Annotated in this window: 21 protein-coding genes; 13 read left to right on the top strand and 8 right to left on the bottom strand. The window is 63.5% G+C overall.

The window, feature by feature from the left end; all coding sequences use genetic code 11:
• Positions 1-132: 132 nt before the first annotated feature.
• From AC51GT_RS23020 to AC51GT_RS23005, 4 genes are read left to right on the top strand one after another with little or no spacing between them, the layout of a single operon-like run.
• Positions 133-1,635, top strand: coding sequence for an aldehyde dehydrogenase family protein (locus AC51GT_RS23020; RefSeq protein ID WP_496330291.1), 1,503 nt, complete (start codon positions 133-135; stop codon positions 1,633-1,635).
• Positions 1,632-2,837: a CaiB/BaiF CoA transferase family protein gene (locus tag AC51GT_RS23015; protein ID WP_496330290.1), complete on the top strand. Its 1,206-nt coding sequence runs from the start codon at positions 1,632-1,634 to the stop codon at positions 2,835-2,837. Before AC51GT_RS23020 ends, AC51GT_RS23015 begins: the two co-directional genes overlap by 4 nt.
• Before the next feature lie 18 nt (positions 2,838-2,855).
• The gene (locus AC51GT_RS23010) at positions 2,856-4,043 is read left to right on the top strand and encodes a Zn-ribbon domain-containing OB-fold protein (protein WP_496326504.1); all 1,188 of its coding nucleotides are present in this window, start codon (positions 2,856-2,858) and stop codon (positions 4,041-4,043) included.
• Positions 4,040-5,206, top strand: a complete 1,167-nt coding sequence (locus tag AC51GT_RS23005; protein WP_496330289.1) for a thiolase C-terminal domain-containing protein — start codon at positions 4,040-4,042, stop codon at positions 5,204-5,206. The genes AC51GT_RS23010 and AC51GT_RS23005 overlap by 4 nt, the downstream gene beginning before the upstream one ends.
• Before the next feature lie 91 nt (positions 5,207-5,297).
• On the opposite strand, the gene AC51GT_RS23000 is transcribed toward AC51GT_RS23005, so the two are convergent.
• The 6 genes from AC51GT_RS23000 to AC51GT_RS22975 form a co-directional block, all read right to left on the bottom strand.
• Positions 5,298-6,578 (bottom strand): HNH endonuclease signature motif containing protein, encoded by a 1,281-nt coding sequence (locus AC51GT_RS23000; RefSeq protein ID WP_496330288.1) that lies wholly within the window; start codon positions 6,576-6,578, stop codon positions 5,298-5,300.
• Positions 6,579-6,682: 104 nt separating this feature from the next.
• Positions 6,683-7,048, bottom strand: coding sequence for a hypothetical protein (locus AC51GT_RS22995; RefSeq protein WP_496330287.1), 366 nt, complete (start codon positions 7,046-7,048; stop codon positions 6,683-6,685).
• A gap of 362 nt (positions 7,049-7,410) precedes the next feature.
• On the bottom strand, positions 7,411-7,848 hold the full coding sequence (locus AC51GT_RS22990; RefSeq protein ID WP_496330286.1) for an SRPBCC family protein: 438 nt from the start codon (positions 7,846-7,848) through the stop codon (positions 7,411-7,413).
• 53 nt (positions 7,849-7,901) lie between these two features.
• Positions 7,902-9,332 carry a FadD3 family acyl-CoA ligase gene (locus AC51GT_RS22985; protein ID WP_496330285.1) on the bottom strand — a complete coding sequence of 477 codons (1,431 nt, stop codon included), beginning with the start codon at positions 9,330-9,332 and terminating at the stop codon, positions 7,902-7,904.
• Complete coding sequence (locus tag AC51GT_RS22980) at positions 9,329-10,507, bottom strand: amidohydrolase family protein (RefSeq protein ID WP_496326509.1); 1,179 nt, start codon at positions 10,505-10,507, stop codon at positions 9,329-9,331. Before AC51GT_RS22980 ends, AC51GT_RS22985 begins: the two co-directional genes overlap by 4 nt.
• 38 nt (positions 10,508-10,545) lie before the next feature.
• On the bottom strand, positions 10,546-12,081 hold the full coding sequence (locus tag AC51GT_RS22975; RefSeq protein ID WP_496330284.1) for an AMP-binding protein: 1,536 nt from the start codon (positions 12,079-12,081) through the stop codon (positions 10,546-10,548).
• A 152-nt stretch (positions 12,082-12,233) separates the two neighbouring features.
• Here AC51GT_RS22975 and AC51GT_RS22970 point away from each other — a divergent pair, with 152 nt between their 5' ends.
• Positions 12,234-12,950 carry an enoyl-CoA hydratase/isomerase family protein gene (locus AC51GT_RS22970; protein WP_496330283.1) on the top strand — a complete coding sequence of 239 codons (717 nt, stop codon included), beginning with the start codon at positions 12,234-12,236 and terminating at the stop codon, positions 12,948-12,950.
• A gap of 164 nt (positions 12,951-13,114) precedes the next feature.
• The gene (locus AC51GT_RS22965; RefSeq protein ID WP_496326512.1) at positions 13,115-13,735 is read left to right on the top strand and encodes a TetR/AcrR family transcriptional regulator; all 621 of its coding nucleotides are present in this window, start codon (positions 13,115-13,117) and stop codon (positions 13,733-13,735) included.
• A gap of 12 nt (positions 13,736-13,747) precedes the next feature.
• On the opposite strand, the gene AC51GT_RS22960 is transcribed toward AC51GT_RS22965, so the two are convergent.
• Positions 13,748-14,005 carry a hypothetical protein gene (locus tag AC51GT_RS22960; RefSeq protein ID WP_496326513.1) on the bottom strand — a complete coding sequence of 86 codons (258 nt, stop codon included), beginning with the start codon at positions 14,003-14,005 and terminating at the stop codon, positions 13,748-13,750.
• A gap of 182 nt (positions 14,006-14,187) precedes the next feature.
• Here AC51GT_RS22960 and AC51GT_RS22955 point away from each other — a divergent pair, with 182 nt between their 5' ends.
• From AC51GT_RS22955 to AC51GT_RS22925, 7 genes are all read left to right on the top strand, one after another.
• On the top strand, positions 14,188-14,451 hold the full coding sequence (locus AC51GT_RS22955; protein ID WP_496330282.1) for a potassium-transporting ATPase subunit F: 264 nt from the start codon (positions 14,188-14,190) through the stop codon (positions 14,449-14,451).
• 3 nt (positions 14,452-14,454) lie between these two features.
• On the top strand, positions 14,455-16,140 hold the full coding sequence (gene kdpA / locus AC51GT_RS22950; RefSeq protein ID WP_496330281.1) for a potassium-transporting ATPase subunit KdpA: 1,686 nt from the start codon (positions 14,455-14,457) through the stop codon (positions 16,138-16,140).
• Positions 16,137-18,242: a potassium-transporting ATPase subunit KdpB gene (gene kdpB / locus AC51GT_RS22945; protein WP_496330280.1), complete on the top strand. Its 2,106-nt coding sequence runs from the start codon at positions 16,137-16,139 to the stop codon at positions 18,240-18,242. Before kdpA ends, kdpB begins: the two co-directional genes overlap by 4 nt.
• Positions 18,243-18,248: 6 nt before the next feature.
• Positions 18,249-18,875 carry a potassium-transporting ATPase subunit C gene (locus AC51GT_RS22940; RefSeq protein ID WP_496330279.1) on the top strand — a complete coding sequence of 209 codons (627 nt, stop codon included), beginning with the start codon at positions 18,249-18,251 and terminating at the stop codon, positions 18,873-18,875.
• A 10-nt stretch (positions 18,876-18,885) separates the two neighbouring features.
• On the top strand, positions 18,886-21,420 hold the full coding sequence (locus AC51GT_RS22935) for a DUF4118 domain-containing protein (protein WP_496326518.1): 2,535 nt from the start codon (positions 18,886-18,888) through the stop codon (positions 21,418-21,420).
• Positions 21,413-22,102 carry a response regulator gene (locus tag AC51GT_RS22930; RefSeq protein ID WP_496326519.1) on the top strand — a complete coding sequence of 230 codons (690 nt, stop codon included), beginning with the start codon at positions 21,413-21,415 and terminating at the stop codon, positions 22,100-22,102. The genes AC51GT_RS22935 and AC51GT_RS22930 overlap by 8 nt, the downstream gene beginning before the upstream one ends.
• Positions 22,103-22,614: 512 nt before the next feature.
• Positions 22,615-23,094, top strand: coding sequence for a hypothetical protein (locus AC51GT_RS22925; RefSeq protein ID WP_496326520.1), 480 nt, complete (start codon positions 22,615-22,617; stop codon positions 23,092-23,094).
• Positions 23,095-23,176: 82 nt separating this feature from the next.
• Here AC51GT_RS22925 and AC51GT_RS22920 read toward each other — a convergent pair whose 3' ends face one another.
• Positions 23,177-24,232 (bottom strand): IS110 family RNA-guided transposase, encoded by a 1,056-nt coding sequence (locus AC51GT_RS22920; protein WP_496323328.1) that lies wholly within the window; start codon positions 24,230-24,232, stop codon positions 23,177-23,179.
• Positions 24,233-24,496: the final 264 nt, after the last annotated feature.

Raw genomic sequence — 24,496 nt, 5'->3', positions numbered from 1 at the left:
CCGTTTGCCCGTCCCCGGACGACGCCCCCTCGGGGTAGGCGTTGGCAGGAAATGTTGCTACAGTCCGTTTAAGACGAATGTGGCGTTGGTCATATTTGAGAATGAAGTTTTCACAGATTTTGAGGAGGCGCAATGCCAGCCCAGGAAGCAGTCGCGACCGATGGAGGAGTCGGCGTGAAAGCCGGAGGAGTCCGCAAACGTCTACTCATCGGCGGGGAGTTGGTGGCGATGGACAAGGAGTTCCCATCGCTGAACCCGGCCACCGAAGAGGTGTACGGCTACGCCCCGGACGCCGGTGTCGACGAGGCGAATGCGGCCATTGCCGCCGCGCGCCAGGCATTCGACCACACGGATTGGTCCACCAACACCGCGCTGCGCATCAAGTGCCTCGATCAGCTGCACCAGGCGCTGCTCGACAACGCCGAAGATCTTCGCGAGATCACGATGGCCGAGGTCGGCGCCACCCGGATCCTCACCCACGGCAACCAGCTCGACGTGCCGATCGGCATCGTCAAGTACTACGCCGACCTGCTCCGCAACTACCCGCTGACCGAAGACCTCGGCGAGACCGAGATCAATGGCAAACGTCATCGCCGTTGGGTCGAAAAGGAAGCGGCCGGTGTGGTCTCGGCCATTGCCGCCTACAACTACCCGACGCAGCTCGCGCTGGCGAAGCTCGCTCCGTCGCTGGCCGCCGGCTGCACCGTGATCCTCAAGGGCGCACCCGACACCCCACTGCTCACCTTGGCGCTCGGCGAAGTGATCGCCAACCACACCGACATCCCGGCCGGTGTCGTCAACGTGCTCTCGTCCACCGAGATCGCTGTCGGTCAGACGATGACCACGCACCCCGACGTCGACGTCGTCTCGTTCACCGGCTCCACCCCGGTCGGCCGCCAGATCATGTCCGCGGCCGGCGACACCCTCAAGAAGGTTTTCCTGGAACTCGGCGGCAAGTCGGCCCTGATCGTTCTCGAGGATGCCGACCTGCAGACCGCTGCCCAGTTCGCGGCGTTCAGCATCTGTTCGCATGCCGGTCAGGGCTGTGCGCTGACCACCCGCCTGTTGGTGCCGCGTCACAAGCAGGACGAGATCGTCGCAGCGGTTGCCGCGATGATGGGTCACGTCTCTTACGGCGACCCGACCAACCCGAAGATCTACATGGGTCCGTTGATCAGCGAACGTCAGCGCGACAAGGTCGACGGCATGGTGAAGCGGGCCGTCGAAGCCGGCGCGACACTGGCCTTCGGTGGCGAGTCCGTGAGCCCGGGCTACTTCTACAAGCCCACCTTGCTGGCAAACGTCGACCCGTCCAGCGAGATCGCGCAGGATGAGGTCTTCGGCCCCGTGCTCGCCGTCATTCCGTTCGACGATGACGACCACGCCGTGAGGATCGCCAACGATTCGCAGTTCGGTCTCTCGGGCGGCGTCCTGAGCGCCGATGAGGACCGGGCCATCGCGATCGGTCGCCGGATCCGCACCGGTACGTTCAGCGTCAACGGCGGCAACTACTTCAGCGCCGACGTGCCCTTCGGCGGGTACAAGCAGTCGGGCCTCGGCCGTGAGATGGGTACAGCCGGACTCGAAGAGTTCCTCGAGACCAAGGCGTTTGCGGCTCCGGTGGTGACTGCATGAAGCCACTAGAGGGCATTCGCGTCCTCGAGGTCGCGATGTACGGGTTCGTGCCGTCCGCCGGTGCGGTTCTCTCGGACTGGGGCGCCGAGGTCATCAAGATCGAACACGCGGTGACCGGAGATCCGCAGCGCGGTCTGCGACAGACCGGCACGATGATCGTGGTTGGCGACCCCAACCCGAACGTCGAACACGCCAACCGGGGCAAGCGGAGCCTGGGCCTGGACATGTCCAAGCCCGAGGGCAAGGAAGTCCTGACCGAATTGGTCAAGAAGGCGGATGTCTTCCTGACCAGTTTCCTGCCCGATCACCGCGCCAAGTTCGGGATCGACGTCGACGACATCCGGGCGATCAACCCGAAGATCATCTACGCCCGTGGCAGTGCGTTGGGGCCGCGCGGGCAGGAATCGGACCGCGGCGGTTACGACATGACCGCGTTCTGGTGCCGTGCAGGCACGGCCGCAACCATCACCCCGCCCGGAACCGAGGGCATGATCGCGCCTCCGGGACCGGCATACGGGGACACCATCTCCGGGACCAACCTCGCGGGCGGCGTCACTGCGGCGTTGCTCAAACGCGAGCGGACCGGTGAGCCGTCGGTGGTGGATGTCTCGCTCTTGGGCAGTGGCCTGTGGGCGATGGGACACGGAGTTGCATTGTCGGCTCATCTGAAAGAGCCGATGGTGGCGCCGGTACCCGGCGTTCACGGATCCCCGGTGAATCCGCTGACCGGTGTGTACGAGACGGCCGATGGCCGGTACATCTCGTTCATCATGATGCAACCGTCGAAGTTCTGGGCGGATGTCTGCCGGCACATCGACCGCACCGACCTCATCGACGATCCGAGATTCGCCACGGGCAAGGACATCTCGGACAACACCGAGGCCGCGGTGGCGATCCTGCGTGAGGCGATCAAGGGCCGCACGCTCGAAGAGTGGACCGAGCGCTTCGGGACGCTCGCCGGTCCGTGGGCGCCCGTGCAGGATTCGTACCAGGTGACCTCGGACGCGCAGGCGCGGGCCAACGACTACTTCGTCCAGGCGGGTGAGATCGAGTTGGTCTCGACACCGGTCCAATTCGATGTCGCCGCAACGGAAACCGCTGCGGCTCCGGAGTTCGCCGCCCATACCGATGAGATCCTCCAGGAAATCGGGCTCGACTGGGATCGCATCATCGAACTGAAGACCGCCGGCGCGGTCACCTAGGTAAATCGGGAGATCAACATGCCTTACATCGCCTCTATCGGAACGTACCTGCCGCCGTGGGGTACCTCGGAACATCGCATCGCCGGTGACGATGAGGATGCCATCACGATGGCGGTGGAGGCGGGTCGGGCAGCGCTGTCCAAAGGGGGTGCGGTCGACTCGGTTGTTCTTGTCACCCGCGACCTCCCTTTGCTCGAAAGTAGTAATGCTGCAGTGCTTCTCGCCGGACTTGATCTCGACCCCGAGCTAGAGGTGACCGAGCGTCTCGGTGGCGCGCCGGCAACGCTTGATGCGTTGAGTTCGGCGCGCCAGCGGACGCTGGTCATCGGGGTGGACCTCGATCCGGCCGGAGCGGCTGCCGCTCTGACGTCGGATTGCGGTCTGCACGTACGCACGTCGGCCCGGGTGGCGCGCAGCCTCCCGGTCCGCACGCGCAATGCCACCGGTGTGGTGCACGACTACGGCGACCCACGCCTGCTGCACGACCGCGGTCTGGTGGCTTCGCTGGCCGCGGCATGGCTGGATCATCCGACAGCGGTTGCGGGCGTCGACCACAAGCACGCAGCCGAACTGAGTCCCGGGTTCGCTGCACATCTGCCGACGGTGGGTGCCAGTTCAGGTCTGTTCGCACTGGCGGCCATGGCCGAGTCGGAGACGACCGGCCCGCTCGCCGCTGTGGAACAGGCGAGCCTGTCCGGGATCACGGTTGCCGCCGGCTCGGTGGCACTGCACCGCCGTGAACCCACTGCCCGGCCCAAGATCGAGACAACCTATATCCCCGGCAACGAGATCCCCATCTCGTTGGCGGCTTACGAGCGGGCGTTCGAGGCGAAAGTGCGTTGGGAGGCAGGAAGACACACCGGTTCCGACCACCTCGACTTCCCGCCGCGCTACCAGGTGTCCGACGATTCCGCCCTGCAGACCGAATACGAACACGTACCGCTGCCGCGGACCGGGACCGTCTACACCGGTGTGACGGTCCATGTACCGGTCCCGGGTCTGAAGACCCCGTATTCGCTGGTGATCGTCGAACTCGAAGATGTGAATGTGCGGGTGCTGGTGAAGGTGACCGGAGCCGACCCCGGTTCGGTGGATATCGGTGACCGAGGGCGGTTGGCGCTGCGCCGGGTGGCCATGCGGTCGGGAGTTCCCGACTACGGCTACGCATTCGAGCCAGAACCTGTTGCGGAAGGAGCAGCGGTATGAGGAAGGTTGCAGTTGTCGGCGCGGGTATGACCCCGTTCGCCGAACACTTCGCTCACGGAATCAAAGACCTGCTGCCGATGGCCTACGCCGAGGCGGCGGCCAGTGTCGACAAGGGCATCAACAAGAATGACCTGCAAGCCGCGTGGTTCGGCGCGATGGGTACCACGGACGGCTTCCCGTCCGGCATCCTCGCCGATTCCCTCGGCCTGCCCGACATCCCGGTCACGCGCATCGAGAACTCCTGCGCCACCGGCAACGACGCGGTTCGTAATGCGTTGTACGGCATCGCCTCCGGTGCGTTCGAAGTCGCCCTCGTCATGGGTGCCGACAAGCTCCGGGAGACGGCCTCCAAGGACATGCTCTGGGAGTGGGAGGCGACGTCGCGGGATATGGCTTGGGACTACCCGTTGGGCCTGGTCGCCCCGGCCGGATTCGCGCTGCACGTGAGCCGCTACCTCTACGAGTCGCCGGCGACCCGCGAACACATGGCGATGGTCGCGGTGAAGAACCACCGCCAGGGTGTCAACAATCCCAAGGCGCGCTTGCGGTTCGAGATCACCATGGAACAGGCGCTCGAGGCACCCACGGTGGTGACACCGTTCGGGCTCTATGACTGTGCACCCCAGAGTGACGGTGCGGCCGCCCTGATCCTGGTCTCCGAAGACGTTGTCGACCGCTACACCGACCGGCCCGTGTGGGTTCGGGGTGTCGGTCTCGGCCTGGATTCGGTCATGCACCAGCACAAGACGGACATGACCACCTTCCCGGCCACGGTCCGTGCCGCCAAGCAGGCCTTCTCGATGGCCGGGATGACCCCGGCCGACATCGATGTCGCCGAGCTGCACGACTTCTTCACCGGCGTCGAGATCATGAGCTACGAGGATCTGGGGTTCGCCGACCGGTTCGAGGGTTACAAACTGCTCGAGGCCGGCGACACCTCCGTCGGCGGTTCGATGCCGGTGAATCCCAGCGGAGGCCTGAAATCGAAGGGACATCCGCCGGGCGCCACCGGTGTCGCGCAGTGTGTCGAGTTGTTCGACCAGCTGCGCGGCAACGCCATCAATCAGGTGGATGGTGCCAAGATCGGTCTGGCACACAACCTCGGTGGACCCACCGCCGTTGCCGCCGTGACGATCCTCGAGGGACCGGACTCGTCCCGCTAGGTTTCGAGCCACCACGCTGTGAAGTTGTCAAAGAGCTTGCAGTGCAGACCTATCTGCACTGCTTCGGTTCTCGGTGTAAGAGCTTGGTTGTCTATGCGGCGGTGAGCTCAGAGGTCAGGGTGCGGCGGGCATGAGACCGTAGTTCTGTGGTGCTGCCGGGCGCGAGGAACCAGGGATGCCCGTCGTGGCCAATGAACACCGTCCAGCCCTGATGGTGGATGTAGCGGTGGTGTCGCCGGCACAGCAAGACCATGTTGCTCAGGCTGGTGGTGCCGCCGTTGCGCCAGAAGTCGATGTGATGGGCGTCGGTGTACAACGCGGCGCAGCCGCAGCCCGGGAACGCACAACCTTGATCGCGGGCGATCAACGCTTTGCGGATCGCGGGAGTGACGGTGCGTTGGTCGCGGCCGACATCGAGTGGCACCGAGTTGTTGTCGAGCAGGATTCTTGTGATCACCGAATCGCACGCCACCATCTGGGCGGTCGGTGCTGATGCAGGTCCGGTCCATTCGAACTTCGGCGCCATGGCCGGCGGTGTGGCACCCGGGATGCCGCGCAGCTGCAGCTGTTGTAGATGTTCGGGTGAGACGGTCACCGTCACATGTGGTTTCGACCCGCCCCGGGTAGGTCGGTCTTCCTGATCAAAATACGAATCCAGCAATCGTTCCAGCGCATCAGCCCGGATCTGGCCCGTGCTGCGCGGATCCGGCGAGCCGTCGGGTTCAGGTACCGGCCTGCACATTGGATCGAGTGCCACCGCCAGCTTCTCGCCGAGCAGGTTGTCCAGATCCAATGTGCCGTGGGTGCGGCCGTCATCGCCGGTCCCGAATGACAACTCGTTCAGGTCATGGTTCTCCGCGTCGGGGATTTCTTTGTCGGGCGGCGATAACACCAACGCCATATGCCGTGCCCGCACCGATACCGCGGCCGGCGTCCCCATCAACGCTTCGGTCAGCAATCCACGTACGCAGTCAGCGCGGTCCTCGCCGGCCAGGTCCGGATTGCGCCGCTCAATATGATTGAGGCCCTTGACTATCGAGTCCATATGCTCGCCCGACAGGCTCCCGTCCACGCCGTAGGCTGATACCGACGGAATGTCACCGAGTGCCCTGCCTACTCGCACGTACCGGTGCGCCACTGTCGGCGCCATACCGGCGTCCCGTAACAGCTTGGCTGTGGACCCCGCACCTTTCTTCTGTGCCAACCCACGCTTGTCGACTTCGCCGACCAGCCGGAAAAGTATCTGTTCCACAACGTGATTGAGTCGTATAACCGCCACCGTGTGTGATGAAACCTGCGCATCATCCCCGGCGACCAGAGCTGCATCCCCTGCCAGATCTGACAATCTGGCGAACATTCCCCCGAAGTCCATGGCTCAACAATACGCCCCAAACTCTATTCGCACAAGCTTTCGAATAAATCAATTCGAGTGTGCGGCAGTCTATTTCGTCAGGCTAATTGAGTTGGTCGACCAGCCTATCGGAGGGGTCTGACAAGGGTGGTTTCCCTGGTCGACGGCGCTCTGGTGGCGTTCTCGGTGTCGCTGTGGACCCCGTAGGTGTACCGAGGCGGTCGCGGGATTATCTGGCGGGTTCGGATGAATATCTCGAGGAACATTGCTTCGGTGTCGGCGTAGCGCTGGAATTCGAACCGTCGTGCTTTTGAGCCATCGGCGAAAAAGGCGTAGCCCCAACCGAATACGAAGTCGCCGAAATCCCACGATGAGACCTCGGAGTACGGGGTTGGGGCAAGGTCGTATTCGCGGACGATCTCGTCCCATGCCGGCTCCTTGTCCGCCATTGCAACAGCCATCGGCATCGGGAGTGGGGGCGCGACGTCCATGTCGAAGAACGTGGCAATATTTGGCCACATCTCTTGCCGGCGAGAGAGATCGCCGTTGTTGATGTTGAATGCTTCGTTGGAGCTGTCAGGGTTTTCCCGGGGAAGCTCAGCGGGACACCCAACTTCTTCGAGATGGTTGCGTAGAGTGCCGCCTCGCCGAGAAGTCCGATGATGTCCCATGTGCCGGTGCTGCGAGGTGGTCGATCAGGTTTCCGCCGATCACACCCCGGGCTCCGACCCCCGCACTACAAGCGAAACGAGCAACAGATCGCGAGGCTTGCCGCGTTCATCGAGCGGGGTCTGTGAGCAACTTCGGCACGGTCAACGGTCGGATCGGCACGCTCGGCGGAGGGGCGGGGGAGTTATTCGGCCGCGCTGCGGATCTGGGCGAGCATGCGTTTGACGATCAGTCCGTGTGCTCCGGAGCTGATGACGAACCGTCGATAACCCCAGCCGAGCACTCCTGGAAACGTTGCATGAGATCGGGCGCTGACCACTGAGCCCCCGGCGTCGTCGCTCACCGTGAAGACCAACAGGTAGCGGGAGAAACGGTGGCGTCCGGCCAGCGTGATGTGTTCGCCGGGTACGGATTCGGTGACCGCGAATCCGGGGATAGTGGCGCCCACGTCGGGGATCGTGCCCGAAACGCGGCGCGGATCGGTGCCCACCAGATGTGCGAATCGGGTGTTGGTACCGAGTTGGGTGCGGGCGATCCAGGTGGTCAGGACTTCCCAGGTGGTCTGGACGGGCGCGCCGACGTGCAACCGGTGTTCGTCGATCAAGGGCAGGTCCGTGTCCATCGGGTGGTCCTCGTGACGGGGGTTTGTTCAGGCCACAGTAGCGGCCGGCGAACTCATCGCAACAGATCCTTCACCACTTTGCCGGTTGCGTTGGTCGGTAGCTCGGTCAGGAACTCGATCGACCGGGGGACTTTGAAGCCGGCCATGCGTCCTCGGCTCCAGGTGATCAGGTCTGCCTCGGATACGGGTTTCTCCGCCACGACGAATGCCTTGCAGACCTCACCGAGCCGCTCGTCGGGGACGCCGATGACAGCGACCTGTGCCACTGCGGGATGTTCGAGCAGGAAGCCCTCGATCTCGGCAGGGTAGGCGTTGAAGCCGCCGACGATGAACATGTCCTTCTTACGGCCGATGATGCGCAGTCGGCCGCCCTCGTCGAGGCTTCCGAGATCTCCGGTGTGCAGCCATCCGTCGGAGTCGATGGCCTCGGCGGTTGCCTCCGGATCGTCGAGGTAACCCTGCATGACGTTGTACCCGCGGATCAGGACCTCGCTGTCGTCGGCGATGCGCAATTCGATTCCGTTACAGGGTGTTCCGACGGTGGTGGCGATCTGTTCGAAGGTGTCGCCGGCCCGGGATGCGGTGGCCGTGCCGCCCTCGCTCAGCCCGTAACCGGTCATGATGGTCTCGAAGGGGAGGTCATTCTTGATCCGGCGGATCAGTTCGACGGGGATGTCTGCCGACCCGGTGACCGCGGCGCGAAGCGAGGACAGATCACGGCTTCCGTCGTTGGCCGCGAGTAGCGACTGGTACAGGGTCGGGGGACCGGGGAGCATCGTGATCTTCTCGCGCTCGACCAGATCGAGTACCTGCTCGACGTCGAGTACAGGTACGGGAAAGATGGTGGCGCCCCGGATCATCGACGCGATCACGCCGGCCTTGTAGCCGAACATGTGGAAGAAGGGGTTGACGATGAGATAGCGGTCGCCTTCGCGCAGATCGGCGAGCTCGCACCACTCGGAGAACAGCCGCAGCGTCTGCCGGTGATTCATCATGACGCCCTTGGGCCGCCCGGTGGTACCCGAGGTGTACATGATGTCGGCGATGTCGTCGCCGCTCACCTGCAGCTCGAAAGGCTCACTGCCGTCGAGGAAGTCGGACTTCAGGTCGATGACCGGCACGCCTTCGGGTCCGCCGTACTGCACTCCGAGAAAACCCTGCTGGACCAGCAGGAGCTTGGCACCGCTGCGCCGGACGATGTCGTGCGCCTCATCGGCCTTGTAACGGGTGTTGACCGGGACCAGCACGCCGCCGGCCGTCAGCAGACCGAAGACCGCGATGACCCACTCCGCCGAGTTGGGTGCCCAGATGGCGACCCGGTCGCCTTTGTCGATGCCCGCTGATGCAAAAGCTCCGGCTGCCTTCCGAACCCGTTGGGTGAGTTGACGGAAAGTCAGCCGGAGCGGTCCGTCGACGATCGCTTCGTTGTCACCGAAGCGATCGCCGACGGAGAGGACCATCTGCGGGATGGTCTCCCAGGTCATACCTTGAGCAACCTCGCCATGTTTCCGCCCATGACCAGCTTCTGATCCTCGAGAGGCAGGTGCTGGATGTGGCTGATGTAGGAGGTCGGCTCGGCCAGGCCCTCGGGATGCGGGTAGTCCGACCCGAACAGCACGCGCTCGGCGCCGATCAAGGCGGTGAGCTTGCTGAAGTCTTCTTCCCAGAAGGGGCTGACGTGGATGCTCTTCTTGATCGCAGCCACCGGATCCTGCATGCCGAAGCCCTCAGGAGCCTTCTTGTAGACGTCGCCCAGTGTCTGCAGCACGTGCGGCAACCAGCTGGCACCGTTTTCGATGACGGCGATACGAAGTTCCGGGAAACGGAACAGCGCGCCGTGGCAGACCCACGAGGCAACGGTGTCCTGGATCGGACGCCATTCGCTGACCATGCGGAACGCGTTGGTGACGAAGGGGAGCATCTCGTCGCCGGTGCCGTCCCAGTCCTGGTTGTAGCGCGCGTAGCCGCTGTCCGACGAGTGCTGGGTGACCAGCACGTCGAGCTCGACAACACGCTTCCAGAAGGGGTCGAACTCCGGAAGGGCGAACGAGCGAGGGCCCTTGTAGCCGGGCACCGGGGCGGGCCGGACCAGGATGGCCTTGGCGCCGCGCTCGACACACCACTCGAGCTCTTTGATGGCCTCTTCGACGATCGGCAAGCTGATCACCGGGACGGTGAAGATGCGATCCTCGTAATTGAAGCCCCAGGTCTCGTACAACCACTGATTGAGCGAGTGGACCACCGCGTGGATCAGTTCCGGGTTGTCACGCATGCGCTCCTCGATGAGGCTGGCGAGCGTTGGGAACATCAGCGTGCGGTCGATCTGCAGCTCATCCATGAGCTTGAGACGCGCAGCGGGCTCACGGAATGCGGCAGGCGACTTGATCGGCTTGCCGAAGATCTCGCGCTTGCTCAGACCCTTGGGATTACCGTTCTTGAAGTAATCCTCCATCGCACCCGGGCGTGCGACGACGTCGAACGTCGGGTTGGGGATGTATTCGCTGATCTGGCCACGGATGGCGATCTTGGTCCGGCCGTTGACCTGGACGTATTGGATCGCATTCTTGTACTTCTCCGGAAGGAACTTGGTCAGCGCCTCCTGGGTCTCGTACAGGTGGTTGTCCGCGTCGAACAACGGATACGGCAATGCTTCGGGCATGAGATCCTCCATTTCCTCTTGTGAGAATCATATTCTCTTTATGTGGATGTAGCAATATCCTTGCGCACTTGAAACTTCTGAACTTTTCCGCTTGCAGTGCGCGGAAACTCGGCCGCCTGATGGAGTTCTTCGGGCCACTTCTGCTTGGCCAGGCCGACCTGATCGCAGTGTGCTCGGACTTCGGCCATCGTGGGCATGGAATGGCCGGATTTGAGTCGAAGGACCCCAGCGGCGTGCTCCCCCAGGCGGGCATCGGGGGCGGCGACGACCACCGCTTCGGCAACTGCGGCCATGCCCATCAGCACCTCTTCGACCTCCAGTGCGCTGATGTTCTCGCCGCCCCGAATGATGAAGTCCGCCTTGCGATCAGTGATCGTGAGGTACCCATCCCTGTCTAGCACGCCGACATCGCCTGTGCGGTACCAACCCTCGTCGTCGAAGCTGCGGGCGGTCAGCTCCGGATCGGTGTACCCGATGCAGAGATCGGGTCCGCGACTGAAGATCTCGCCGTCGTCACCGAGCCGAATCTCCACGCCCGGCAAGACATTTCCGTCGGTGAACAGACGCTTGTCGATGGGTGCGTTGTACATGGAACCGACGATCGAGGGGTGCTCGGTGCTCCCATATGAGCGGAACACCGTGATGCCGAGGTCCTCGAGTCGCGTGGTGACCGCCGCCGGCACCGACGATCCGCCCAATCCGGCGTACTTCATGAAGGGCAGGTACTCGTCGGTGAAGTCGGGGTGGTCGATCAGGCTCGTCACGAAGTAGGTGGCGCCGCCGCCGACGGTCAGGCCCTCCGTCTTCATCAGATGCATGGACTGGGCCGGATCCCATACGTCGGTGAGGTTGATGGGACTGCCGTCGAGGACCGGGATGAGGAAGGCGTTGACCATCCCGATGAAGTGCCCGACCGGCGCAGCGGTGAGCTGGCTCCCGCGATCGGGCGGATACCACGCGCCGAGTTGCCGGGTCTCGAAACCGAGGGTGCGATGACTGTGGATCACACCCTTGGGCGAGCTGGTGGTTCCCGAGGTGAACGCGATCAGTGCAGGTAGGGCCGCATCTGTCTCGATGATCCCCGATATCGGTTCGTCGGCCAGCAGGTCGTCGAAGTCGCGGCCCACCACCCCGACGATCGGGACGTCGGCACTAAGGGCCGGGTCGTACTCGAGGCGGCCGAACTTCTCGGCGGCGATGAACACCTTCGGTTTGATCGCGCCGAGGATGTATCGGACCTCTTTGCGCCCATAGAAGTGGACAATCGGAACCACCGTGGCACCGAGGAACGACGAAGCCCAGAAGGTTGCCGCGGCCTCCATCCAGTTGGGGAGTTGGAATGCGACGATGTCGCCGGGGCCCACGCCGCGGTCCCGTAGGCCGGCGGCAAGTCGCCGGGCCACCAGTTCGACATCGGCGAAGGTTCCGGTCCACGGCCGGGTCGTCGAATGGATCCGGAACTCGACATCGGGTGCGGCCGCGAGTCCGGCTGCGAGCAGTTCGCCGATCGTCTCGTCGGTCCACCAGCCCTGCTGCTCGTATCGGGCCACCAGGTCGGCGGGGATGATTCGCATGTCGAGCACTCCAATGCAGCTCTGGTCCGAGAACCGGGCCCGGAAATGACGGCCGGGGGCGGGCGTCGGCCGGGTGAGGAGATCAGAGGCCGACGATGGTGATGATATTCTCACAGAAGAAGAATGCCAATCTCATTGATGGAGAATCTCCCATGGTTGAACTTGAACTCAACGAAGGCCTGGCGGTCATCACCATCGACCGTCCGCAGGCCCGGAACGCGATCGCGCCGGAAACCATGGATCAGCTCGAGACGGCGCTCGATGAGGCGAAGGGTGCTCAGGCCCTGGTCATCAAGGGTGGTGGCGACAAAGCGTTCGTCTCCGGCGGAGATCTGAAGCAACTCAGTGCCCTGCGGACCATCGAAGAGGCCGAGGCGATGGCCCGGCGGATGCGTGGGATCTGCGATCAGATCGCTGCGTTCCCGGCGCCGGTTGTCGCGGCGCTCAACGGGCATGCGCTCGGTGGCGGAGCCGAGGTGGCCGTCGCGGCCGACATCCGGATCGCCGCCGACGACATCAGGATCGGCTTCAATCAGGTGACGCTGGCGATCATGCCGGCCTGGGGCGGCGCCGAGCGACTCGCGCAATTGGTCGGCAAGAGCCGGGCCCTGCTGCTCGCCGGGGGCGGCGCACTCCTCGGCGCCGCGGAGGCCGAGCGGATCGGTCTCGTCGATCGCGTGCTGCCCAGGGCGTCGTTCGACGAGGGTTGGAAGTCTGTGGCCAGGTCGTTGGCCAACAATTCGTCCGGTGACATCAAGCGCGTCATCGGCGGTGCCACCCCGGACGAGGCGGTCGCGGCATTCGCGCGCCTGTGGGTGGCCGACGAGCACTGGGAAGCCGCCGATCGGGTGATGAACCGCAAGCGCTGACACACTGATTCGAAGTGGCCGTCCGGTTCACCGGGCGGCCATTTCGTGCTTCTGTCGCAGCGGTGCTAGGCATTTGCACAGCATCCGTCGATATTGTGGACAACGGCGCGCTAACATGTCGTGAGCCAAATCGGCTGCTGTCAATGATGCGGAGGTCGAACCCGATGGCATCGCCCCGCAGACTGGGCGCCCCGGACGCGAAGAATCGTGCGGTGCTGCTCGCTGCCGCCGAGCGTCTGATGTTGGAGAACGGCTACGCCGCGGTGAGCTCCCGGCGGGTGGCCGACGAAGCGGGCCTCAAACCTCAGCTGGTGCACTATTACTTCCGCACCATGGACGAACTGTTCCTGGAGCTGTTCCGACGTCGGGCCGAACAGGGCCTCGAGGTGCAGGCGCTCGCGCTCAAATCCGAGCAACCGTTGTGGGCGCTGTGGACTTTCAGCACTGACCCGGCCGGTGCGACGTTCACGATGGAGTTCATCGCGTTGTCGAACCATCGCAAAGAACTGCGGGCAGAGATCGTGCGGATCTCAGAACAATTCCGCAGCGAGGCCAGTGCCGGTATCGAAGAAGTCCTGCGCAGGTATGGGGTCGATCTCGACCAGATGCCGGCAGTGGCGGCCATCGTGTTGATGACCAGCATCTCGCGCGTGGTGGTCATGGAAGACACTCTCGGCGTCCGCGAAGGGCACGCCGAGATGATCGAGGTCGTCGAGAACTATCTCCGTCAGCTTGAGGGTGAACCGAGTCCCGAGCTGCGGGAGATCCTGCAGCGCCGTCGCTGACGGCGCTGCGTTTTATGCGAGTGCCTTGAGGCTGTCGTCGTCGACGAAGACCAGACTTCCGTCATTCAGGAGCACCGCAAAGCGCTTCGGGCTGACCTTGAGCCCGTCACCGAGATCGACCGTGGCCTCGGGGAGTACACCGAAGTCCTCGACGATGGTGCCCTCGCGAGTGTTGTCGTCTGTGGTGACGTTGACCTGCGCTCCAACGCTGAGTGCCTCGGATACTTTGGGAGCATCCTTATCAGCAGCAGTCGATTGTCTATTCCGCATGCATACATTAGATCAGTAGATTCCCGCTCTGGGTACATCGGAGTTGCCGAACGACTGATCCGGTATTGCGATATCTGAATATTGCACCGGTATTCGAGGCCTCGAAGCGCCCGATCGCCACGCGCAAAGATCGCGTAAAGAAGGTGAACCCGGGCGTATGAAGGTCGTCAACGACGGGCTCGATGTCCCTTTCGGCGCGCATGCTCAGGACACACGCCGGGCTCGATGGAGTAGCCCGGCATCTTTCCAGGAGTGGTCGTGTCAGATCTCTTTTTCCTGCTGGCAATCGGCGGGGGATTCCTCATATGCGCGCTGGTCCTGCGTGCCGTCGCTGCGAGAACACGCCGGTGACCGCCGACGGAGCAACCAATGTCGTGTTGCTGATCCTCGCTGTGATCGTCGGGCTGTACCTCATAGCCGCCCTCATATTCCCCGAAAGGTTCTAAGGCGTGAACTCCTCATTGGCTGCCGCGCTCCAGCTCGGGGTGGTGGTGGTCGTACTCGCGGCGGCATATGTGCCCCTCGGTGACTACATGGCCCGGGTCTTCTCCGGTGCGCGCGATTGGGCGCCCGAACGATTCATCTACAAAATCGCCAGGATCGACCCCAAGCGCTCCCAGACGTGGACCGGCTACGCCACCGCGTTGATCGCGTTCTCGTTCGTCGGCATCGTCTTCCTCTACCTGCTGCAGCGACTGCAAGGTGTCCTGCCCTGGAGCGACGGCCGCGATTCCGTATCGCCGGCCATGGCGTTCAACACCGCGATCTCGTTTGTCGCGAACACCAACTGGCAGTCCTTCTCACCCGAGGTGGTGATGAGCAACCTGACCCAGATGATCGGCCTGGCAGTGCAGAACTTCCTGTCCGCAGCAGTGGGTCTGGCCGTTGCCGTTGCCCTCATCCGCGGCATCGTCGCGAAAAAGGGTGACGGCGAGCTCGGCAACTTCTGGGTCGACATGACCCGGGCCGCGCTCCGAATCCTGCTGCCGCTGAGCATCATCGTCGCGGCAATTCTTCTGACCCAGGGCGCCATCCAGTCGTTCAGGAGTGGCTTCGACTTCATCGGTCTCGACGGAACAAGTGGCTCGAGTGTGGTCGGTCCGTTCGCGTCGCAGGAAGCGATCAAGGAACTCGGTACCAACGGAGGCGGCACGCTGTCGGCCAACTCCGCTCACCCGTTCTCGAACCCGACACCGCTGAGCAATATCGTCGAAATTCTGGCAATCCTGATCATCCCGGTCTGCCTGACGCGTACCTACGGCACCCTCGTCGGTGACCGCCGCCAGGGTTTGACGATCCTCGGTGTGATGGCCGTGATCTGGAGCGGCATGCTCGCGGTCGTGTGGGCCTTCGAATCGCGTACCAACGGTATTGCGGCGCAAGCGGCCGGCGCCATGATGGAGGGCAAGGAACAGCGTTTCGGCATCCCCGCGTCGGCGTTGTTCGCGGTCTCGACAACCGGAACCTCCACCGGTGCGGTGAACTCCGCGCATGATTCCTACTCGGCCGCCGGTGGTGGCGCGGTGATCTGGAACATGCTCCTCGGTGAGGTCGCGCCCGGCGGCGTCGGTACCGGACTGTACGGAATGCTGGTACTCGCGATCATTGCGGTGTTCGTGGGTGGCCTGTTGGTCGGCCGGTCCCCGCATTTCCTCGGCAAGAAGATCGGTCAGCACGAGATCACCATGGCGGCACTGTCGATCCTGGTGATGCCTGCGCTGGTGCTGATCGGAACCGCGATCTCGGTCGTCCTGTCGTCGACCACCGGATTTCAGGGCAACAGCGGTGACCCGGGGTCAAACGAGTCGATCCATGGTTTCTCCGAAGTGCTGTATGCCTACGCTTCTGCTGCCAACAACAACGGCAGCGCATTCGGTGGCCTCACCGTGACCAGCGACTGGTTCCAGACATCTCTGGGCTTCGCGATGCTGCTCGGCCGATTCCTGCCGATCATCTTCGTGCTTGCGCTCGCCGGCCTGTTGGCATCGCAAAAACCCCGAGCTGCCAGTACCGCAACACTTCCCACACATGGCCTCCTGTACGGCGGCCTGGTCACCGGCACCGTACTCCTTGTCGCCGGGCTCACCTTCTTCCCCGCCATGGCGCTGGGACCAATAGCAGAGGCATTGTCATGACCACATCGGTGGCGGAACGTACCGCACCCGTCGACATCGCAGAGGACGACCTGGCCGGCAGCGGAGCATTTGATGCGCGGCAGCTGATCACGTCGGTGCCGCAGGCACTCCGCAAACTCAATCCCCGCGATCAGGCCCGCAATCCGGTGATGTTCGTGGTCTACATCGGCGCGATCGTCACCACCGTTCTCACGGTGTGGCAGCCGTCCTGGTTCTCCTTTGCGGTGGTGTTCTGGCTCTGGTTCACGGTCCTGTTCGCCAACCTGGCCGAGGCGGTTGCCGAAGGTCGTGGCCGGGCGCAGGCGGCGAGTTTGCGCAAGGTCAAGCAGGACACGATGGCCCGCAGGCTCGACGCTGACGGCAGCGTCACCGAGATCTCCGGTAGCGCCCTGGTCATCGGCGATCGGATCGTGGTCGAGGCAGGCGAGGTGATCGCAGGTGACGGCGACGTGGTCGAAGGTATTGCCACAGTTGACGAGTCGGCCATCACCGGAGAATCGGCCCCGGTCATCCGGGAATCGGGCGGCGATCGGTGTGCGGTGACCGGCGGCACGGTTGTGTTGTCGGACAAGATCATCGTCAAGATCAGCACCTCGCCTGGCGAGTCATTTGTGGACCGGATGATCGCGCTCGTCGAAGGCGCGTCGCGCAAGAAGACGCCCAACGAGATCGCGCTCGACATCTTGTTGTCCAGCTTGACCATCATCTTCCTGCTGGCCGTGGTGGCAGTCGGTCCGATGCAGGAATACGCGGGCCAGACCCCGGACGCGGTCAAGCTCATCGCGTTGTTGATCTGCCTCATCCCGACAACCATCGGGGCTCTGCTCTCGTCGATCGGTATCGCCGGTATGGACCGGTTGGTGCAACGCAATGTGCTGGCGATGTCGGGCCGCGCGGTGGAAGCCGCAGGCGACATCGACACGTTGCTGATGGACAAGACCGGAACGATCACCTTTGGTAACCGCCGGGCCACCTCCCTGGTCGCCGCACCGGGGGTGTCCATGAAGGAACTCTCCTTGGCAGCATGCCAATCGAGTCTCTCCGATGACACGCCAGAAGGGCGGAGCGTCGTCGAACTCTGTCGCGACGAGTTCGGCCTCGATCCGGCATCGATCGACATCGAAAGCCGGGGCTCTCGAGAGGTCATCGCCTTCACCGCGGAGACCCGGATGAGCGGTATGGATCTGCGAACAGCCAAGGGTGTTCGTCAAATCCGCAAGGGTGCAACGGATTCGGTACTCCGTTGGGTGACCGACAACGGTGGTGCTCCGCCGATCGAGGTCTCCGATGAAGTCGACCGCATTTCGGGTGAGGGTGGAACCCCGTTGGTCGTGGGTGTTCGGGTCGGGGATGCAAAGGCGCGTGTCCTGGGTGTCATCGCGTTGTCCGACGTTGTGAAACCCGGTATGGCACAGCGGTTCGCGCAGCTGCGCGCCATGGGCATCCGGACCGTGATGGTCACGGGTGACAACCCGCTCACCGCCAAGGCCATCGCGGCCGAGGCCGGCGTCGACGACTTCGTGGCCGAGGCGACACCCGAGGACAAGCTGGCGTTGATCCGCAAGGAACAGGCCGGTGGCCGATTGGTCGCGATGACCGGTGACGGCACCAACGACGCCCCCGCCCTGGCACAGGCCGATGTCGGCCTGGCGATGAACACCGGTACGTCGGCGGCCAAAGAGGCCGGCAACATGGTTGATCTCGATTCGGATCCGACCAAGTTGATCGATGTGGTGGCCATCGGCAAGCAGCTGCTGATCACCCGCGGGGCACTGACCACGTTCTCGCTCGCGAACGATCTGGCGAAGTACTTCGCGATCCTGCCCGCGCTGTTCACCGGCATCTATCCGCAGCTCGACAAGCTCAACATCATGGGTCTGCATTCGGCGCAGTCGGCCATCACCTCCGCGGTGATCTTCAATGCGCTGATCATCGTGGCCTTGATCCCCTTGTCGTTGCGCGGCGTTCGTTATCGGCCCAGTTCGGCATCAAAGCTGTTGGGCCGCAACCTTCTGATCTACGGACTTGGTGGTGTGGTCACACCGTTCATCGGGATCTGGCTGATCGACCTGGTGGTTCGTTTTCTCCCGGGAATGGGGTAGTTCAACATGAATTCTGTGTCGACATGGATACGGCAGTGTGTGGTTGCCGTCGCGGTCCTCGCGGCGATGACGGTGATCCTCGGTGTCGCCTATCCTGCAGTGGTTTGGGGTATTTCGAGGGTGGCATCGAGTTCGGCGGAAGGTTCCAAGGTCCGGGACGGCAACGGTTGTGTCGTCGGATCGAGTCTGATCGGAATCGACCCGCAGGTCGAGGAGGGACAACCCGACAAGTTCTTGCACGCTCGCGTGCTGGGATCTGCCGACGACCCGATGGCACCCGGCGACCCGGCCGCCTCGGCGGCCAGTAACCAGGGACCGAACAGCGCCAAGCTCGCGGGATGGATCGACGAGCGCAGGCAGATCATCGCCGCCCGGGAGAACGTCACACCCGCGCAGGTGCCGGTCGACGCCGTCACCGGATCGGGATCGAGTCTGGATCCGCACATCAGTGAGGCCTACGCACAACTCCAGGTACCGCGGGTGGCACGGGAGAACGGAAAATCGGTCGACGAGGTCGAGCGGGTGGTCGCCGAGAACACGAACGGGCGGCAGCTGGGATTCCTCGGCGAGCCGACCGTCAACGTCCTGGGTGTCAACATCGACCTGGGGCTGACCGCTCCGGCCTGCGACTAAGATCGCTGCGGTGACCGACGGTAGAGAAACCAGGGGACGACTAGAGGTTTTCCTCGGATGTGCACCTGGTGTGGGCAAGACCTACGAGATGTTGGCGCAGGCCCACGCACTGGTCGGTGAAGGCGTTGACGTGGTGGTCGCGGTGGTCGAGTCGCATGGGCGCTCGGTCACCGCGGCCATGACCGACGGTCTGGAGATCATCCCCCGTCAGAAGATCGAGTATCGCGGCACTGTCCTGGAAGAAATGGACCTCGAAGCCGTGCTGGCTCGTCGCCCGCAGGTGGCGCTGGTCGACGAGTTCGCACATACCAACGTCCCCGGGTCGCGGAATGCCAAGCGGTGGAATGATATCGACGAGCTTCGCGACGCCGGGATCGATGTGCTCTCCACGATCAACATCCAGCATCTGGAGAGTCTCAACGACGTGGTCCAAGAGATCACGGGCATCGTGCAGCGCGAGACGGTTCCCGATGATGTCGTGCGCAAGGCCGATGAGATCGAGCTGGTCGACATCGCCCCGCAGGCGCTGCGACAACGGTTGTCGGCGGGCAAGGTATATCCCGGCGACCGCGTGGGCGGCGCACTGGCCAACTATTTTCGGCAGGGCAACCTCACCGCGCTACGTGAGCTGGCGTTGCTGTGGCTGGCCGATCAGGTCGACGACAACCTGGCGGCATATCGTGCCGCGCACGACATCACCGCCACCTGGGAGGCCCGTGAGCGGGTGGTGGTGGCGCTGACCGGCGGGCCCGAGTCGGCGACCTTGCTGCGGCGGGCGAGCCGGATCGCGTCGAGATCCAGCGCTGAACTGGTTGTGGTGCACATCGTGCGATCCGATGGACTGGCCGATCCGGCAGCGATCGACATCATCAAACTGACCGAGATCGCCAAAGGGTTTGGTGCGCAGATTCACACGATCGTCGGGGACGACGTCCCCGTGGCGTTGCTGGAATTCGCCCGCGGTATCAACGCCACACAGCTGGTGCTGGGGACGTCCCGGCGCCCGAGGTGGAAGCGGATCTTCGATGAGGGTGTCGGTGCCACGGTCGTCCGGAATTCCGGGAAGATCGACGTGCACATGGTCACCCATGAAGAGGCCAAGGCGCGAAATCCGCTGGACATCAGGCAGACCAGATTTCATCGCCCCCTGAGTTGGCTTGCCGCGGTTGTGGTTCCCTGTGTGGCCGCGGCTTTCCTTGGACTACTGGACAGATGGTTGGGGATCGCCGGCGAATCGGCGTTGTTCTTCGTGGTGATATTGGCGGTCTCGATGCTCGGTGGCATCGGGCCGGCGGCACTGTCGGCGATCCTGTCCGGATTGCTGCTCAACTATTTCTTCACCACCCCCCGGCACACGTTCACCATCAACGAGCCAGAGAATCTCATCACCATCATCGTGATGTTGATGATCGCCATTGCTGTTGCGGCCCTCGTCGATTCGGCGACGGTGCGGCGAACTCAGGCGCAACGCGCCAGTCGGGACGCCGAACTCCTCGCGACCTTCGCCGGAGCCGTTCTCAGTGGCGAGGGCCTCGAGGGGCTCCTGCAACGCGTCCGGGAGACATACGACCAGGAGGCGGTGTCGGTGGTGCGCCGGGGTGGGCGCGACCCGAACACAGTCGAGGGTTCGGTCGGTGCACACCCGCCGGCGGAGTCGTCCGAGGCCGACACCGTGTGTTCGGTTCCCGGCGGAGAGTTCGAGATGCTGCTGAAGGGGCCGAAGCTCGGTGGGCGAGAGCGCAAGGTGCTGTCGGCGGTCGCCACGCAGGCGGCGGGCATCGTGGAGCGCCGCGAACTGGCCGCCGAGGCGTCCGAAGCGCGTGCACTCGCGGAAACCGACCAATTGCGCCGAGCGCTGCTGTCGGCGGTGAGTCACGATCTGCGGACCCCGCTGGCCGCGGTCAAGGCGGCGGCGTCGAGCCTGCGCGGTACCGACGTCACATTCTCCCCACAGGACACCGCAGAGCTGCTCGCGACGATCGAGGAGTCGACGGACCATCTGACCGCGCTGGTGGGCAACCTGCTCGACTCGTCGCGGTTGGCGGCCGGTGTCGTCCGGCCCGATCTGCAGATGGTCTATCTGACCGAGGTGGTCAGTGGCGCAACCGTCGGGATTTCTCGACTCGATCCTGCCGGCGCCAATCGGATCGAACTCGATGTCGAACACATCCTCGTCTATGCGGATCCCGGGCTTCTGGAACGAGTTCTCGCCAACCTCATCGACAATGCCCTGCGGCACAGTGGCCAGTCGAGTCCGGTGCTGGTCCGGGCCCGGCTCACCGCCGACGATCCGCCCCGGTGCACCATTTCGGTATGCGACCACGGACCGGGTGTTGCCGCTGATGACCGGGACAAGATATTCACGGCCTTTCAGCGACTCGGTGATCACGACAACGGTGTGGGCGTCGGGCTCGGGCTGTCGGTGGCGCAGGGATTCGTCCAGGCCATGGACAGCAAGATCATCCCCGGCGTCACCGCCGGCGGGGGATTGACGATGTCGTTCCAGCTCCCGGTCGGCCCGCCGTCGGAGCGTGACGATGAGTGAGCGGGTTCGCGTCCTGGTCGTCGATGACGAACCTCAGATTCTTCGGGCGCTACGAATCAACCTGAACGCAAGGGGATTCGACGTGACCACGGCATCGAGCGGCGCCGGGGCTCTGACGGCTGCCGGGCAGACCAATCCCCAGGTCATCGTCCTCGACCTGGGGTTGCCCGACATCGACGGTTTCACGGTGCTGGCCGGCCTGCGTGGCTGGACCAACGTGCCGGTGATCGTGCTGTCTGCGCGGGTGGATTCGGCCGACAAGGTGCAGGCCCTCGACGCCGGCGCCGACGACTACGTGACCAAGCCATTCGGGATGGAAGAGTTCCTGGCCAGGCTACGAGCAGCGGTGCGTCGCGGGAGTGCGAGTACCGACGACGGTGTTCCGGTCGTCGAGACCGAGTCGTTCATCGTCGACCTGCGGGCCAAGCAGGTCATCCGTGCCGGTGAGCCGGTACACCTGACGCCCACGGAGTGGGGTGTGCTCGAGATGCTCGTGCGACATGAGGGAAAACTGGTGAGCCAGCGCGACATCCTCAATCACGTCTGGGGCCCGTCGTACGGCACCCAGACGAACTATCTGCGGGTCTACCTGGCCAGTCTGCGGCGTAAGCTCGAACCCGACCCCACCCGGCCACGGCATCTTCTGACAGAAGCGGGCATGGGATATCGCTTCGTGCGCTAGCACATTCACCGCCAAAGATTTGTTGGCTGCAATGAATGATTCAATTCGTCCACCTGTCCGAATGGGCAGGTGGACTTCTGCCTAATTCTCGATCGTTTTTCGGGGACCGATGGATCACAAACTATGCGAGTGCCCGCTTTCGATATGTGGCGCGTCGGTTGTTTGTGACGTTTGAAAACAAACCCGACGAAGTAGGTATTGCCCGAAAGTTCGCGCGTTTGTACTACAGTGCAGGTCAGTGATGGTGTGACAATACTAAACGAAGGTTCATGTCGGTCGGATTGGTCAGGTTATTTTCCCCCTGGGAGTTTTACTCGGCACGCCCGATTTCGCAATTCGATTTGAAGTTCTGTGCCGGATTTCAGATGTTGCCGGGCGAACCCCGTCATTATGTGTTTAGGATCGAAGTACTCAAGTGGAAAGGTTGACAATGGCGATGGTCTGTCTGCTTGATGATGCTGAACTGTTTATCGGACGCGGGGGCGATTTGTTACGGAGAGCGGGCGAGGACTGTGCAGCAATCAGGACCTGAGACGACAACACTGATCGCCACTCTGCGCCGGTGGCAGGACGCCGAATGCGCCGAAGGCGTCTACTGGTGTGCGGCGTGGCTGTATTCGTGTGGAGATGCCCTCGCCAACGACCTCCTCGAAGACCTCGCGCGCGATGACGGCCTGGAAGACGCCTATATCGACGAGGCTCTTCGCCTGCTCGCGCGTTCCCGGTTCCAGGACCTCGTCGAGTGGTGTCTGCAGACGGCCACCCGCCTCGACGGGTCTTTGACCACTGACCCCGGCCGTTGGCTGCCCGAATTGGTCCGCAGCCTTGACGATGGCGTTCTGTCGCTGAGTGTGGCGCTGCACCGGCTGGTGCTGGCCGACATGTGGCTGATGACCTGCTCCGACACCACCCTCATCCAGAATGCGCCGGCGATCCGGGCGTACCAGGCCAAGCGCCAGGCAATCCTGGCCACGGCAGCGCAGCGCAACTGACACTCCCGCCCGCCGCACCCCGATGATGTGCGGTTTTGGCGGTGCTCACCTGGGCTTTTGTTCGCCAAAAGTTGCTCCTATGTCAAGCGGCGGCGGTCTGAATGGCTCGTGGTTGGGGCGCAGTGTCGGTGATCAGGCGTTGATAGACGGTGCGGACCAGGCGGCGTCGGAGTGCTCGGAGGGCTGCGGTGGTGGAGTCGCCGGCGGCGCGGCGTTTGCGGTAGTAGGTGTAGCCGTCGCTGTCTTCGAGTCGGGTTTGGGTCAGGGCGATGCGGTGCAGGGCGGTGGTGAGTTGTCGGTTGCCGCAGCGCGGTAGCCGGACGCGGCCGGCGGTGTTGCCGGACCAGACCGGGATGGGGGCGGTGCCGGCGTAGTTGGCGTAGGCGTCGGCCGAGTGGAAGCGGGCGATGCCGGCGGTTTCGCCGACGATTTTGGCTGCGGTGAGTTCCCCGCAGCCGGGTAGCTGTAGTAGCGAGGGAACCAGTTCGCGGACTCGTTTGCCGATCTCGGTGGCCGTGGTGTTGATCCGGGTGGTCAGGGAGATGATCTCGTCGAGTTCTTCGCGGGCGATGTCGGCCAGCAGTCCGGTCTCGGTGGCCAGCTGTGCGGCGAGGATCTGTTGGTGTTTGTGCATGCTCAGCGAGCGTGGTTTGGGGGCGTAGGCGGGGTTGATTTCATGGACTCGCCACAGCAGTCGGTTGATTGTTGAGGTGCGTTGTGCGACAAACACTTCGCGTCGATCGACTAGTAGACGTATCTCGCGGGATCGGGGGTCGGCGCCGGCGGCGGGCAGGTTCGGTTCGCGCAGCACTGCCCGCGCGACGGCCAGAGCGTCGATGGGATCTGATTTGCCGCGGGTACGTGCCGAGGCACGGGTGTGGGCCATCATTTTGGTGGGTACCCGCACGGCGGTCTGGCCGGCGGTGAGTAGGTCGCGTTCGAGGCGGGTCGACATCTGTCGGCAGTCTTCGATGCCCCAGAGCAGGTCGGTACCGAACTGGGTGTGGGCCCATCGCATCGCGGCATGATGGCCGGCGGTGGTGGCCGGGGCGGTGAGTTGGCCTAGCTTTTTGCCGACGGGATCGACGGCAACAAATGTGTGTGAGCTCTTGTGTACATCGACTCCAACTACAACCATGGTGGTTGCCTCCTGATTTCAGAAACAGGGACCAGGGACGGTTGGGCCGGTCGGTGGGCAATCCTCAGTTGGGGGCGTTGCCACGCTCCTATCAAGCCACATCGGCCGGTCCTTCCCACCTGGTGTTGGCATAACTTTTGCAAGACCAGACATGCGCATCAATGCGATGCCGGCAGGCACATCAAGAGCCAAACACCAGGTGACCAGGACCCAACCACCGCTCAGGCGGCAACACAAGAGTCACACTGAGGGCACATCATCGGG

It is taken from the genome of Williamsia sp. z34, assembly GCF_059553395.1.
Note: the sequence above shows the minus strand (reverse complement) of the source record. Positions and strands in the feature narration are given on the sequence as shown.